The sequence below is a fragment of the Aeromonas sp. FDAARGOS 1404 genome, assembly GCF_019047085.1.
Taxonomy (GTDB): Bacteria; Pseudomonadota; Gammaproteobacteria; order Enterobacterales; family Aeromonadaceae; genus Aeromonas; species Aeromonas veronii.
Genome location: NZ_CP077237.1, coordinates 4,255,580 through 4,269,352, shown reverse-complemented (window position 1 = coordinate 4,269,352; position 13,773 = coordinate 4,255,580). Strand labels below are relative to the sequence as shown.

Sequence of the window (13,773 nt, the reverse complement as noted above, 5' to 3'; positions counted from 1 at the left end):
CAGGGGATATGGCAAACATCACTGCCGCAGTACCATTTGGCATCGTGCCGGAATAATCACCAGCTCGGGGAAACTGAGATGACGGGCGGGTGGAGAACTGGTATCAACAGAAATCGAATCCAGATCAATTAAACGCTGAATTACCCTTGCCAACCCGGAACGCTCTTTTTATGGTTGCCCCCTTGTTACACCCAGAACAGCGTTTATGAAGCACATCGAAGAGTTCTACCTGTTCGTCAAGGTGGTGCAAGAGGGAGGATTCTCCCACGCTGCAGCCGCACTGGGCATGCCAACAGGCACCATCAGTCGACGCATTTCCCAGCTGGAAGAGCAACTGGGTTGCTCCCTGCTACATCGCTCTACCCGCAAGCTCCGCCTGACCGATGATGGCCTCAGATACTACGAACGTCTCTGCACGCCACTCGCACAAATCGAGCAGGCCACCAGCGAGATCCAGGGTCAAGAGGCCGACATCACCGGGCTTATCCGGATAGCTGCGCCCATCGCGCTCTCCAACACCATCCTCATCGATATGCTGGCCGAATTCGGACTGCACTATCCCGAGGTACAGTTCGATATCACCCAGACCAATGATCACCAGCACCTGTTCGACAATGATCGGGATCTGGTGTTCTTCAACGGTGAGCTGCCCCAGTCGCTGCCCAATGCGATCTGTCTCGGCCATATCGAGTACGGTCTGTTTGCCTCACCACTCTATTTGACCAAGAAGGGCACCCCCTCCCATCCCAACCAGCTGGAAGAGCACGATCTGATCTACTGCTGGCCTCACCAGCACTGGCAGCTGACCGACAAGGATGGCCAGAGCGTCTGCATCAAACGCAGCGCCAAACTGACCGTCAACCAGACCCAGGCCGCGGTACGTGCAGCCCGGCGTCATCTGGGGATCGTCAACGCCCCGCTGCACTATCTGAGCAGCTTCCTCCATGACGAGCAGCTGGTGCCGGTACTGACCGACTGGCAAACCGGCAATCGCCCCTTCTACATGTTGTGTTGCCAGCACCAGTTCGCTCCGTTGCGTGTTAAGATGTTCGTTGAATTTGTTGAAAAATACTCAGCACGCTATCGCAATCGGCAGTGGGACAACCAATTTTCACAAGGTGATAGCCTCACCCATTGCATCTGACCGTTAGCGGGCCACACTTATAGCATCCCTTGCCAACAGAGCCTGCCTAACGCCATGAATGTATTGATATGTGATGACTCCGGGTTCGCCCGCAAACAGCTGGCGCGGGCGCTCCCGGCCGACTGGAAAGTCGATTTGCACTACGCAGCCAATGGTCTCGAAGGGATCGAACAGGTGCTGATGGGTCATGGCGATCTCATCTTCCTCGATCTGACCATGCCGGAAATGGACGGTTACGGCGTGCTGGAGACCCTCCAACGGGAGGGTCTACGCAACAAGGTGATCGTAGTCTCCGGGGATATCCAGCCAGAGGCCTATCAACGGGTCATGGGGCTGGGAGCGCTCGATTTCATCAAGAAACCCGCCGCCCCCGAGACCCTGCTCGCCCTGCTCAAAAAGCATGATTTCTGGAGTGCCGCCCCGAGCGGTCAACCAAGCGCCCCCGAGCAGCAGCCAAACGGCGTTGTAGCCGATGCTGGCGTCAAGATCACCCCCGAAATCCGCGATGTCTATCAGGAGCTGGCCAACGTCTCCATGGGTCAGGCGGCCGACTTGCTGGCTCGTCTGCTCAACGCCTTCGTGGTACTGCCTATCCCCAACGTCAACGTGCTGGAAGTATCAGAGTTGCATATGGCCCTCTCGGCCGCTGCGGATTCAGATACCCTCTCCGCCGTCTGTCAGGGGTTTATCGGAGCGGGGATCGCCGGTGAAGCGCTGATCCTGTTCCATGACTCCAGCTTCAAAGATTTGGCCAAGCTGATGAACCATCAGGGGACGCTGGATCGCACCGCCGAACTGGAGCTGTTGATGGATACCGCCAACGTGCTGATCGGCGCCTTCCTGCGCGGCTACGCCAACCAGCTCGACACCCCCTTCAGTCAGGGCCACCCGGTGGTGCTCGGCCAACACAGACCCATCAACGAGCTGATCAACACCAACAAGAGCCGCTGGCGCCGCACGCTCGCCATCGAGATCAACTACCGGATCCAGGATTACGCGGTGCAGTGTGATCTGCTGCTGCTGTTTACCGAAGATTCCATCGCCACCATGAACAACAAAATCATGCACATGCTCTAGGAGTGACTATGGAAATCCGTGAATTTCATTGGTTGATGAACATAGTCCAGAACCTGGACGTAGGCCTGGTAGTGCTCGACAAGGAGTACAAGGTACAGGTGTGGAACGGCTTTATGGAGAGCCACAGCGGCCGACTGGCCAGTGACGTGCGCGATGGCGTACTGTTCGAGCTCTTCCCCGATGTGGACAGAGCCTGGTTCGAGCGCAAGGCCAACATGGTCTTCAAGCTCAACAACCGCGCCTTCAGCACCTGGGAACAGAAGCCCTATCTGCTACGTTTCTCCAACTATCGCCCCATTACCGGCTCGGCCCCCCATATGTTCCAGAACCTGACCCTGGTGCCACTGGCCGATTTCGGCGGTCAGGTGACCCACATCGCGGTGATGATCTACGATGCCACCGATGAGGCCATGCTGATGAGCGGCCAGCGACAGGCTTGAGCTTGCAGCAAATAACAGAGGGCGCCGCGGCGCCCTCTGTTATTTCGGTATAAACAGGTCTCGGTATAACCTCTACCTCACCGAGCCGCCTCAACGCGCCCCGAGATACTCGGTGAAGGCGTCGATCACCTCTTCAATATCGTCATCGTTGATCTGCAGATGAGTCACCAGCCGCAGCTCGCCGTAACCGAAGAAGAGGATCCCCCGCTCCTTCATAAAGGCCAGCAGAGGGGCTGATTCCCCCTCATGCAGCCGCAGGAACACCATGTTGCTCTGCACCAGCGAGAGGTCGATCTCGATGCCCGGCAGTGCAGCCAACCCTTCGGCCAGCCGTTTGGCACGGCGGTGATCATCGGCCAGGCGAGTCACATGCTGCTCGAGGGCAAACAGACCGGCCTGCGCCAGAATGCCCGCCTGACGCATGCCACCTCCCAGCATCTTGCGCAGGCGGCGCGCACGGGCGATGAAATCGTGGCTGCCCACCAGCAGCGAGCCCACCGGTGCGCCCAACCCCTTGGAGAGACAAATCGAGATGCTGTCAAACGGCGCGGCGATCACCGCGGCCGCTGTCTCGCTGGCCACGGCGGCGTTAAAGAGCCGGGCGCCATCGAGATGAAGCCTCAAGCCGCGCTCGGCAACGAATGCCCCCATCTCCTGCAGATAGGAGAGCGGCAGCACCTTGCCGTTGTGGGTGTTCTCAAGGCAGATCAGGCGAGTCTGGACGAAGTGGGCATCATCAGGGGCCAGCGCAGCCTTGATATCATCGAATGCCAGCGTGCCATCGCGCTGCATCGGCAAGGGTTGCAGGGCTACGGAGCCCAGCACGGCACTCCCCTGCGCTTCATAGCGATAGATGTGAGCGGCGTTGCCGAGGATGGCCCCCTCACCGCGCTGACAGTGGCTCATCACCGCCAACAGATTGGACATGGTGCCGGACGGCACAAACAGCGCCGCCTGTTTGCCCAGCAATCTGGCCCCAAAGGCCTCCAGCTCGTTGACGCCCGGATCTTCACCATAGACATCGTCACCGACTTCGGCGTGGAGCATGGCTTGACGCATGGCGTCAGTAGGCTGGGTGACGGTGTCACTTCGTAAATCGATATAGCGCATGAGATCCCTCCTGAAACAGGAGAGTGACGTTAGCCATGCGCCCCTCGCTTGGCAAGGGGCGCATGAGCAGAATGTGAAGCCAATAGACGTCCATAAAACCCGCAGGCGGGATTTACCAAGGCAGCGGCTGACCGTTGAGATCCAGTAGCTGACCCGATTGGGTCAACGATAACCCCTTGATGAGATTGAGCAGTTTCACCGCCACCTCGGCAGGCTCCTGCAATTGCTCCGCAGGCAACTCGCTCAGAAAGGGGGTGTTCATCGGGGAGTCCATCAAGCCGGGCGCCACCGCCACCACCCCCGCTTGCGGGAAACGTTGCGCCCACTCGAGGGCCAGAGTTTTCACCCCCATGTCGAGGGCCGCCTTGCTCATCCGGTAGCTGTAACGCCCCCCCTCCAGATTGGCGGTGATGGAGCCCGCCAGATCGGAGATGGCACAGAGCCACAGCGGATGATCATTGCCCATCAACCGACTGAAACGGGCAGCCAGTGCCAGCGTTGGCCAGGCATTGGCCAGCAGGCTGTCGCACAGCCACTTGGGGTGCACCTCTTCGACCCGCCGCTCTGGCATAAAGCTGACATCGTGCAACAGGCCGATGGTGTTGATCACCACAGTGGGAAGCGGATCGGTGTCGTAGAGGGTAAACAGGGCGTCGAACGAGATGGCGTCCACCTCTTGCAGCGGGAAGAAGGCCCCCATCTCGATCCCTTTTGGATAGGTGCGCCCGGCCAGAAGGAAGGACTCCCCCCTTGCCATCAGCTCTCTTGCCAGCGCCGAGCCCAGCGCACCGCTTCCGAGGATCAAGTAGCTCATCGCCCATTCCATGGAGAGTTATCTTGCTTAGAGCGTATCAGAATAATCAACCGGCCGTGACACGACCAAAGGGTAATATGCTCCTCATCACGCTTCCCCCAGATGGCGGCCAAACTCCCGCGCCAGCGCCAAGTCGAGAAAACCGTCCGCTTTCTTGTGGGTGCGCAAAAACTGGTAGTAGGCGAGCAGGGTGACCAGCGCCTCCTCATCGGGCAGCCCCACCCCGGGTTGCTGCTCGCCCAGCAGTTGCTGCGCCGCAGCCAGCGCCTCCCTGTCCACCACTTCCGCCTGACGGTAGAGATAACCGCAGCCGGTTGCCAGCCACTCCAGCGAGCAGTTGGCCCCCATGGCGATCTGGTTGGCCCGCGCCAGGCCAGGCTCGGCTCCCTTCAAATATTTGCGGATCAGCGCTTCACTGAGCCCCACCTTGCGGGCAAACGCGCTCACGCTCATCTCCCCGATCAGGCTCTGCAAGCGCTCGGCAAATCCTTCCATCCAACTATCTCTCCTACTCTGCGCTCAGAACCAAAGTTCGAATCATGCCACTGCCCATTATTGCTTTGCCAGCCACATGAGGCCAAGATGCCCGCAGTCATCTATGTTGCACATCGTTTTCGCACCGTGTTTTTCAAGGAGTCAACCATGTCTGTATCCCGTGTCGCCCTGCATCCGCAAGGCCCCACCTTCTCTCGCCTCATCATGGGTTACTGGCGCCTGATGGAGTGGCAGCTCTCTCCGGCCGCTCTGCTCGATCTGATGAAATATCATCTGGATCTGGGGGTCACCACCATCGATCACGCCGATATCTATGGTGGCTACCAGTGCGAAGAGGCCTTTGGTCACGCCCTGCGCCTCGAGCCTTCCCTGCGCAGCCGGATGGAGATCGTCACCAAGTGCGGTATCGCCCTCACCGCCAAGCCGGAGCATGCTCTCAACCACTACAACACCGGCAAGGACCATATCATCGCCAGCGCCGAGACCTCGCTGCGCAAGCTCGGCACCGACCATCTGGACCTGCTGCTGATCCACCGCCCGGATCCCCTGATGAACGCAGATGAAATGGCCGACGCCTTTATCACCCTGAAACAGGCGGGCAAGATCAAGCACGCCGGGGTATCCAACTTCACCGCCCGTCAGTTCGAGCTGCTGCAATCGCGTCTCCCCTTCCCGCTGGTCACCAACCAGCTGGAGATCTCGCCGCTTCATCAGGAAGCGACCCTCGATGGTACCCTGGATCAGTGCCAGCAGCTTGGCATCAAGCCGATGGCCTGGTCATGTCTCGGCGGCGGCCGACTGTTCAGCGATGACGCCTATGCCCCGCTGCGTGCCGAACTGGCGCAGATCCGTCAGGAAGTGGGCGCCCAGACTATCGAGCAGGTGGTCTACGCCTGGGTAATGATGCTGCCAAGCCAGCCGCTGCCATTGATTGGCTCCGGCAAACGGGAGCGGATTGCTGCCGCCGTGGCCGCCGAATCCATCGTCCTCAATCGCCAGCAGTGGTTCCGCATCCGCAAGGCGGCGCTCGGTTACGACGTCCCCTGATCACAGCAAAACGTCCAGAAACAAAAACGGCATGGGGGAAACCCATGCCGTTTTTTATTGCCGAGGCACCTTAGCGGTGGCGCTGTTGCGGGCGACCACGGGGAGCATCTGTCTTCGGTTTGGCCTGGTTGACGGTGATGGTACGGCCACCGACCTCAGTGCCATGCAGACCAGCGATGGCCTTTTCGGCATCACCATTGACCGGCATTTCAATAAAACCAAACCCCTTTGACTGGCCGGTATCACGGTCGATGATGATATCAACCTTGTCGACCTGTCCAAACTGGCTGAACAGGGTTTTCAGTTCGTCGGCCGTCATCCGGTACGACAGATTTCCTACGTAAATCTTCATGCCATCCACTCTCGATTCAAGGTGCCTTCTCTATGCAATTCCCAGCATAACGGTAAGGGCACAACCCCTATGCCGGACCTGCCATGGCTTCATGCCGTGGCCTTCTCCACACTGTCGTCAAGTGATTGATCTCTTGGGTTAACAGTGCAGACAAGATCAATTCGAGTCACTGGCAGTATCTGAGCTTTGCCGGGAATTGTCGAGAAAATAGTCGACTCAGGCCGATAGCAGATCTGACAACCGTTGCGCCAGCATCCGGCGACCGTGCCAGGCCCGTTTAAAGCCGAAGCGATAGACAGACGGGCTCACCAGATGCAGCTCCCCCGCCTTGAGATCCAGCAAGGCCATGGCCGCCGCCAGCTCCTCTTCACTCAGTTGCAGATCGAGGCTGAAGTCGAGCCACTGGCCGTCGTGACCCACTCGCCTCTCTCGTTCGAGCGCCACCAGCTGGTTGCGGGGCAGCGCCAACGCCTCATCCTTGTTGCCATTGAGCAAATAGATATGCTGTTCATCCCACCCCAGCTCCGCCAGGCGCCAGGGCTGCCAGCTGCGGGGCAGCGACACCATGATCCCGGTGATGCCACCAAAGACCACGCCCACCCAGTTGAGCAGCGCCATGGCGCCCCAACCATCCCACAAGGAGGCCGCCACCACGCCCCAACTCACCAGCAACAACAGAAAAATGACGCAGCGATAGCGAACCGCTGGCGGCATCAACAGCTGCACCTGGGAACCGGCAAGCAAGGATGTAATACGCATGAAAAGCTCCTGTCATCACGAAATGGCGCCATTGTGAATAGCCATCAGGATGCTGACAAGGGGGTTTTCTTTGTCATCCCCCTATAAAATCAATACCATGGCGTAAATGATCCTCAGTGGAACCCGCTTCTTGACCAGCTCGCAACCCTGTGTGCGCTTTTGTGGCGTTGACAAATTCTATGGCGATTTTCAGGCTCTTCATCACATCGATCTCACCATTGAACGTGGAGAGAAGTGGGTCATCTGTGGCCCGTCAGGCTCGGGAAAATCGACCCTGATCCGCACCATCAACGGGCTGGAGGGGATCGACGGCGGCCAGCTGTTCCTGTTTGGCGAGCCGGTGACCCCTTCCTACCTGCGCCGCCTGCAAGGTCGGGTTGGCATGGTGTTTCAGCAGTTCAACCTCTTCCCCCATATGACGGTGCTGGAAAACCTGATGGTAGCGCCGGTGCATACCCTGGGGTTGCGCCCTCAGGAGGCCAAAGCCCGGGCGCTCGGGCTGCTTGAGCGGGTACGCATTCAGGCACAGGCCGACAAGTACCCCCACCAGCTCTCCGGCGGCCAGCAGCAGCGGGTCGCCATCGCCCGCTCCCTCTGCATGCAACCCGAGCTGATGCTGTTTGACGAGCCCACCTCAGCCCTCGACCCCGAGATGATCCGCGAAGTGCTCGATGTGATCCGCGAGCTGGCTGACGAGGGGATGACCCTGATCTGCGTCACCCACGAGATGGGCTTTGCCCGTCAGGTGGCGGATCGGGTGCTCTTTATGGACGAGGGCAAGATCATCGAGTCGGCCCCGCCCGCCCAGCTGTTCAACGCCCCCCAACACCCGCGCACCCGGACCTTCCTCGAACAGGTGCTCAGCTATCATGGCTAGGCTCAATCGCCCCCGCCTGCTCGGCTGGTTGTCAGGCACTGTGATGCTCTCTGCGCTACTGGGCTGGGCGCTCTATAGCGGCGCTCGCCAGATGGGCTATGAGTGGCAGTGGCCGCGGGTGTTGCCCTTTCTCGGCGAATGGGATGAGGGAACTTTTTATGCCGGCCCCTTGCTAAACGGCCTGCTGGTCACTTTGCAGGTGGCGCTGCTCAGTCTGTTGGGCACGATGGCGGTCGGTCTGTGCGTGGTTAGCCTGCGGCTGCACCCCTCCAGGCTCGGCCCCTGGCTCGCCATCGCCTATCTGGCGCTGGTGCGCACCACGCCCCAGTTGGTGCAGCTCTATATTCTCTATTTCTTGCTGGGCCCCATGCTGGGATTGGCCCCCCTTGCCTGCGCCGTGTTGAGCCTCTCCCTCTATCAGGGGGCCTTCACCGCCGAAGTGCTGCGTGCAGGTGTACAGGCCATTCCCAAAGGACAGTGGGAGGCAGCCCAGTCGCTTGGCTTGTCACGGGCCATCACCCTGCGCAAGGTGATCCTGCCCCAGCTGGTGCGCATCACCTTGCCGCCGCTGACCAACGAGCTGGTCTCCCTTATCAAACATTCGGCGCTGGTGAGTGTGATCGCCATCTTCGATCTGACCAACGAAGGGCGTACTCTGGTTGCCGATACGTTTCTGACCTTTGAGGTGTGGTTTACCGTAGCTGCCCTCTATTTGCTGTTAACCCTGACGCTGTCAGCCTGTTCGCGGGCGCTGGCCCGTCACCTGAATCCGGATCAACAAGGACGCTAACCATGAATCTGTCATTCAAGACCATCCTGTCGGGCGCTGCCCTGCTACTGACAAGCCTGCTCACTCCGGCACTGGCACAAACTGCCCCCTCCGACACCCAGGCACAGATCGAGCAGAGCGGTACCCTGCGGGTCGGCATGTCCACCTTCGCCCCCTGGGCGATGCGCGACAAGCAGGGGGCCCTGATCGGTTTCGAGATTGACGTGGCCCGTCGCCTCGCCACAGATAACGGCTGGCAGGTAGAGTTCGTGCCTACCGCCTGGGATGGCATCATCCCCTCCCTGTTGGCGAAAAAATATGACGTCATCATCGGCGGCCTCACCATCACCCCCGAGCGGGAGAAGAGCGTGCGCTTCACCCAGGCCTACTCCCATTCGGGGGTGCAGCTGGCCGCCTCCAGCACCATGGCCAAAGAGAAGAAAACCGTGGCGGACTTCAACCAGCGCGGGGTGATCCTGGCGGTACGTCGTGGCGCCTCACCGGTACAGGTGGCAAAAGAACACTTCCCCAAGGCCACCCTGCGCCAGTTTGATGACGAGTCACAGGTATTTCAGGAGGTGCTGAACGGCCGCGCCCACGGCGCCCTCTCCTCTTCCCCGAAACCCGAGCAAGAGGCGCTGCGCCACCCGGATGCCCTCTTTATGCCGTTTGCCGAGCCGTTGGCACAAGGCGATGAAGGCTTTGCCCTGCGCAAGGGGGATGATGCCCTGGCTGAGCAGTTCAACGAGTGGATCGCAGCCCGTCAGGCCGATGGCTGGCTCAAGGCGCGCCATGATTACTGGTTCAAGTCGCTGGCGTGGGAAGCGCAGGTCGCCAACCCCTGATGCTGATTGCTCTAAAAGAGACCATCCGGCGCATCGTCCGTGGGGCATGTCGGAACATCAACTGGCTGGATGGGGTGATCGCCCTGATCCTGCTGCTGGCTGGCCTCTGGCTGGCCAGCCGCTTGCACATCGGGGTAGCCTATCAGTGGCGCTGGCATGAGGCCTTCGACCTGCTGTTCACCCCCGGCCCTCACGGCGAGTTGCCCTACTTTTTCAGCGGTCTGCTCACCACCTTGCGCATCGCCCTGCTCGGCATGGTGCTGGCGCTGCTGCTCGGCACTGCGCTGGGGGTAGCCGCCTTCAGCCGCCGCCCCTGGCTGGTGATGCCCGCGACCCTTTTTATCCAGCTGATCCGCAATCTGCCGCCGCTGGTCTTTATCTTCATCTTCTACTTCTTTATCGCCAACCAGCTGCTGCCTTCGAGCGGCCTCTCCCGCTGGCTCGGCACCGTATCACTCTCCCCGTGGCAAGAGGCGCTGTTTGGCCCACCAGCCCGCTGGGAGAACCTCATCTCAGGCACCCTCTGCGTTGGCATGATCAGCGCAGCCTTCGTCGCCGAGATCGTCCGCGCCGGGCTGGCCGCCATCCCCCGTGGCCAGTGGGAGGCGGCGCAGAGCCTCGGGCTCTCCCCCTGGGTGCGGCTGCGCCATGTGATCCTGCCGCAGGCCATGCTGCTGATGCTCCCCCCCCTCACCGGCCAGCTCATTGCGCTGGTGAAGGATACCGCCATCGTTTCCCTTATCTCGGTGCAGGAGCTTACCTTCGTCGGCACCGAGATGGCCAACTCCAGCGGGCTGGTCTACGAGATCTGGCTGCTGGTAGCCGCAGCCTATTTATTTATATGTTTGAGTCTGTTCGTATTGCTGAGCCGACTCGAAACAAGACAAGGAGCACGCACATGCTGACGTCCCTGTTGATGGCGACCGTATTGCAAGCGGAAGCTATCGGCGGTTATGCCGCCGGTTGCCTGAAAAACGGCGTATCCCTTCCCCTCGAAGGGCCTGGTTATCAGGTGATCCGCACCAAGCGGCTGCGCTACTACGGCCACCCCGACCTCATCCACTACCTGCAAGCGCTGGCCAACCAGACCCGCATGGCCGGGCTGCCGGATCTCTACATCGCTGATCTGGCGATGGCCCGTGGCGGCCCCTTTACCTCCGGCCATCGCAGCCACCAGACTGGCCTTGATGCCGATATCTGGTTTCGCATGGCCAACCGCCCCATCAGCAAATGGGAGCAGGATGCCCCCAAGGAGTGGGCGCTGATCGACGAACCCAGCTACAAGATGTTGCCGGGTCGCTTTGGCCCGCAGCAGCTCACCCTGCTGCGGCTGGCAGCCAGCAAGCCCGAGGTGGCCCGCATCTTCGTCAATCCGGTGATCAAATCCGCGGTCTGCCAACAGGCTGGTAACGAACCCTGGGTCGCCAAGCTACGCCCCTGGGTGGGCCACTTCAGCCACTTCCACGTGCGGCTGCGCTGCCCGGTAGGCAGCCCCGATTGTGAACCCCAGGCTCCCATTCCGCCCGGCAATGGCTGCGGGGAAGAGCTGGCCTCCTGGCTCAAAGACAAGCCCCAACTGCCCAAGGTCTCCGGCATCAACAAGCGACCCGAGCTACCTGCGCGTTGTGGCAACTGACCCCAAGCTGGTATGGTGATGCACTCTTGGTCGTACACCATCCATGGCGCACTATCGACTCGAAATACCAAAGGAGAACAACAAGATGGCCACATCACTCTGGCGCAGAACCACGCAGAGCCTGTTGACCCTGACCCTGCTGCTCGGCCTGACCGGCTGCGGCATGAACAACATTCCGACCCTGGATGAGCAGGTTAAAGCAAGCTGGGGGCAGGTGGAGAACCAGTATCAGCGCCGCGCCGACCTCATTCCCAATCTGGTCGCCACCGTCAAGGGCTACGCCAGCCATGAACAGGAGACCCTAAAAGCGGTCACCGATGCCCGTGCCCGGGTCGGCAGCGTGCAGGTGAGCGATCCTGCCCAGCTCAAGGAGTTTGAAGCGGCGCAGAACCAGCTCTCCAGCGCCCTCTCTCGCCTGATGGTGGTGGTAGAGCGCTACCCCGAGCTGAAAGCGGATCAGCAGTTCCTTGCCCTGCAGGCACAGCTGGAAGGAACCGAGAACCGCATCTCGGTGGCTCGCCGCGACTATATCGAGGCGGTGCGCCAGTTCAATACCGAGATCCGCACCTTCCCCGGCGTTATCTGGTCCAAGCTGCTCTACTCGGATCTGGAAGCCAAACCCAGTTTCAGTGCCAAACCCGGTGCCGATGAGGCGCCCAAGGTCAGCTTCCAATGAAGATGATGCTGCGCTGGTTTCTTCCCTGTCTGCTGCTCTGGGCCAGTGCCCTGCAAGCGGCACCGGACTTCCCGACGCTGAGCGGACGGGTAGTGGATGAAGCCAGTCTGATGTCCCGCAAACAGGCCCATCAACTGACCCAGCAACTGGCCGCCTTTGAAAAGCGCAGCGGTATCCAGCTGGTGGTGGTCTCTGTCGACAGCCTCGATGGGGAGACTATCGAGGAGTACGGCTACCAGCTCGGTCGCCACTGGGGGATCGGCCAGAAAGGCAAGAACAATGGCGTGCTGTTGCTGATCGCCCAGGATGAGCGCAAGGTGCGGATCGAGGTAGGCTATGGATTGGAAGGCGCCCTGCCCGACGCCATCGCCGCCAACATCATCCATGGCCGCATCCTGCCCGCCTTCAAGCGCGGCGATATGGTGGCCGGGATCATGGCGGGCAGCCAGAGCATCATGAAGGCACTCGCCGGAGAATATCAGCCGGTCGAGCAGCCAAAGAGTGACAACGGTGGCGGCCCCTGGCTGTTTATTCTGGTGGTGATTGCGATGATCGTGCTCCACAACCTGCGCGGGGGGGGTGGCGGTGGGCCGGGAGGACGACGTCGGTCGACCTACATGGCTGGTGGATTGGGTGCCGGCTCCTTTGGTGGTCGCTCCGGCGGCGGATTCAGCGGTGGCGGCGGCAGTTTTGGCGGTGGCGGAGCCTCCGGTGGCTGGTAACAGGAGTAAAGAGACAAATCATGATTTCTAAACAGTTCTTCCACACGCTTCAGGCAAAGGTGCGCGAAGCGGAGCTAGAGACTGATGCTGAACTGGTCACCGTGCTGGCCCCGGCCAGCGATGGCTATCGCTACATTCCCACCCTCTGGGCGGCGCTGCTGGCGATGCTCACCCCGCTGCTGGTGTTCCAGCTCGGCTTCTGGCTAGGCTGGTACGAAATCCTGCTGGTGCAGTGGTCAGTCTGGCTGCTGCTGAGCCTGCTGTTCCACTGGACCCCCATCAAGATGCGGCTAATCCCGAAGAAGGTTCGCCAGCACCGGGCGGCCCTGATGGCCCGCCTGCAATTTGTCGAGCAGGGGCTGCACCGCACCCGCGACCGGCTCGGGGTACTGATCTTCGTCTCGGCCGCCGAGCACTATGTAGAAATACTGGTGGATGACGGCATCGCCCAGCATATCGACAATGGCCAGTGGCAGGAGATCATCAACGACTTCGTGGCACGAGTGCGCAACAAGGAGATCGAACAGGGTTTTCTGGAGTGCGTGGAGCGCGTTAGTGCCATTCTGACCGATGCCTTCCCGGCCACCCGGGATCAAAACGAGCTGCCGGACAGTCTGATCATCCTCGACAAGCCCTGATCCGGTTTAAAAAATCGGCATTCTGCACAAGGGTTAGGCATTCGGAAAAGATTATGAAAAATAAGGGGAAAAGAGGTTGACCCACACAGCCCTTTCCCCTAAATTACGCCCCGTTCCAGCGCAACAGCGCAGCGAACGAAAATTTGGTGAGGTGTCCGAGTGGCTGAAGGAGCACGCCTGGAAAGTGTGTATACGGCAACGTATCGAGGGTTCGAATCCCTCCCTCACCGCCAAATTTAAAAAAACCGACCTCAGGGTCGGTTTTTTGCTTTCCGGCAAACGCAAACACCTATGCCGACAAGTGAGCCAGAGCCACGCAGCGGCGGGTCATCCACGCACTCATCCCCCGGTTTGCAAAGCCCTGATGGAACA

17 protein-coding genes and 1 tRNA gene are annotated in these 13,773 nt (G+C 60.2%); 13 read left to right on the top strand and 5 right to left on the bottom strand.

Going from position 1 to position 13,773, the window contains the following annotated elements:
* The first annotated feature begins 205 nt into the window (after window positions 1-205).
* The 3 genes from I6L34_RS19835 to I6L34_RS19825 are packed head-to-tail and all read left to right on the top strand — an operon-like array spanning window position 206 to window position 2,661.
* Window positions 206-1,144 carry a LysR family transcriptional regulator gene (locus tag I6L34_RS19835; RefSeq protein WP_005337171.1) on the top strand — a complete coding sequence of 313 codons (939 nt, stop codon included), beginning with the start codon at window positions 206-208 and terminating at the stop codon, window positions 1,142-1,144.
* Window positions 1,145-1,198: 54 nt separating this feature from the next.
* Window positions 1,199-2,221 (top strand): response regulator, encoded by a 1,023-nt coding sequence (locus I6L34_RS19830; RefSeq protein ID WP_047438363.1) that lies wholly within the window; start codon window positions 1,199-1,201, stop codon window positions 2,219-2,221.
* Between the two features lie 8 nt (window positions 2,222-2,229).
* On the top strand, window positions 2,230-2,661 hold the full coding sequence (locus I6L34_RS19825; protein ID WP_005337175.1) for a PAS domain-containing protein: 432 nt from the start codon (window positions 2,230-2,232) through the stop codon (window positions 2,659-2,661).
* 90 nt (window positions 2,662-2,751) lie between these two features.
* On the opposite strand, the gene ltaE is transcribed toward I6L34_RS19825, so the two are convergent.
* The 3 genes from ltaE to I6L34_RS19810 form a co-directional block, all read right to left on the bottom strand.
* Window positions 2,752-3,771, bottom strand: a complete 1,020-nt coding sequence (gene ltaE, locus I6L34_RS19820) for a low-specificity L-threonine aldolase (RefSeq protein ID WP_216955210.1) — start codon at window positions 3,769-3,771, stop codon at window positions 2,752-2,754.
* 112 nt (window positions 3,772-3,883) lie between these two features.
* Window positions 3,884-4,585 (bottom strand): short-chain dehydrogenase, encoded by a 702-nt coding sequence (locus tag I6L34_RS19815; RefSeq protein WP_075115894.1) that lies wholly within the window; start codon window positions 4,583-4,585, stop codon window positions 3,884-3,886.
* An 87-nt stretch (window positions 4,586-4,672) separates the two neighbouring features.
* Complete coding sequence (locus tag I6L34_RS19810) at window positions 4,673-5,080, bottom strand: helix-turn-helix transcriptional regulator (protein WP_033137628.1); 408 nt, start codon at window positions 5,078-5,080, stop codon at window positions 4,673-4,675.
* 147 nt (window positions 5,081-5,227) lie between these two features.
* On the opposite strand from I6L34_RS19810, the gene I6L34_RS19805 reads away from it, so the two are divergent.
* A complete protein-coding gene (locus I6L34_RS19805; RefSeq protein WP_075115940.1) occupies window positions 5,228-6,127 on the top strand; it encodes an aldo/keto reductase family oxidoreductase in 900 nt (299 codons plus the stop codon).
* 70 nt (window positions 6,128-6,197) lie between these two features.
* On the opposite strand, the gene I6L34_RS19800 is transcribed toward I6L34_RS19805, so the two are convergent.
* Window positions 6,198-6,446, bottom strand: coding sequence for an RNA-binding protein (locus I6L34_RS19800; RefSeq protein ID WP_013723828.1), 249 nt, complete (start codon window positions 6,444-6,446; stop codon window positions 6,198-6,200).
* A gap of 249 nt (window positions 6,447-6,695) precedes the next feature.
* A complete protein-coding gene (locus I6L34_RS19795) occupies window positions 6,696-7,238 on the bottom strand; it encodes a hypothetical protein (protein ID WP_150389274.1) in 543 nt (180 codons plus the stop codon).
* 106 nt (window positions 7,239-7,344) lie between these two features.
* Here I6L34_RS19795 and I6L34_RS19790 point away from each other — a divergent pair, with 106 nt between their 5' ends.
* The 9 genes from I6L34_RS19790 to I6L34_RS19750 all read left to right on the top strand — a co-directional run bounded on the left by I6L34_RS19790 (window position 7,345) and on the right by I6L34_RS19750 (window position 13,634).
* On the top strand, window positions 7,345-8,115 hold the full coding sequence (locus I6L34_RS19790) for an amino acid ABC transporter ATP-binding protein (RefSeq protein ID WP_216955209.1): 771 nt from the start codon (window positions 7,345-7,347) through the stop codon (window positions 8,113-8,115).
* Window positions 8,108-8,905 carry an amino acid ABC transporter permease gene (locus I6L34_RS19785; RefSeq protein ID WP_216955208.1) on the top strand — a complete coding sequence of 266 codons (798 nt, stop codon included), beginning with the start codon at window positions 8,108-8,110 and terminating at the stop codon, window positions 8,903-8,905. The genes I6L34_RS19790 and I6L34_RS19785 overlap by 8 nt, the downstream gene beginning before the upstream one ends.
* Before the next feature lie 2 nt (window positions 8,906-8,907).
* Complete coding sequence (locus tag I6L34_RS19780; RefSeq protein ID WP_216955207.1) at window positions 8,908-9,729, top strand: transporter substrate-binding domain-containing protein; 822 nt, start codon at window positions 8,908-8,910, stop codon at window positions 9,727-9,729.
* Window positions 9,729-10,634: an amino acid ABC transporter permease gene (locus tag I6L34_RS19775; protein ID WP_058057412.1), complete on the top strand. Its 906-nt coding sequence runs from the start codon at window positions 9,729-9,731 to the stop codon at window positions 10,632-10,634. The genes I6L34_RS19780 and I6L34_RS19775 overlap by 1 nt, the downstream gene beginning before the upstream one ends.
* The gene (mepA, locus tag I6L34_RS19770) at window positions 10,628-11,365 is read left to right on the top strand and encodes a penicillin-insensitive murein endopeptidase (RefSeq protein ID WP_058057411.1); all 738 of its coding nucleotides are present in this window, start codon (window positions 10,628-10,630) and stop codon (window positions 11,363-11,365) included. Before I6L34_RS19775 ends, mepA begins: the two co-directional genes overlap by 7 nt.
* Window positions 11,366-11,450: 85 nt before the next feature.
* Window positions 11,451-12,041: a LemA family protein gene (locus I6L34_RS19765; protein WP_005346564.1), complete on the top strand. Its 591-nt coding sequence runs from the start codon at window positions 11,451-11,453 to the stop codon at window positions 12,039-12,041.
* Complete coding sequence (locus I6L34_RS19760; RefSeq protein ID WP_005351128.1) at window positions 12,038-12,763, top strand: YgcG family protein; 726 nt, start codon at window positions 12,038-12,040, stop codon at window positions 12,761-12,763. Before I6L34_RS19765 ends, I6L34_RS19760 begins: the two co-directional genes overlap by 4 nt.
* A 20-nt stretch (window positions 12,764-12,783) precedes the next feature.
* Window positions 12,784-13,401: a TPM domain-containing protein gene (locus I6L34_RS19755; protein WP_075115886.1), complete on the top strand. Its 618-nt coding sequence runs from the start codon at window positions 12,784-12,786 to the stop codon at window positions 13,399-13,401.
* A 145-nt stretch (window positions 13,402-13,546) separates the two neighbouring features.
* Window positions 13,547-13,634, top strand: a tRNA-Ser gene (locus I6L34_RS19750).
* Window positions 13,635-13,773 lie beyond the last annotated feature (139 nt).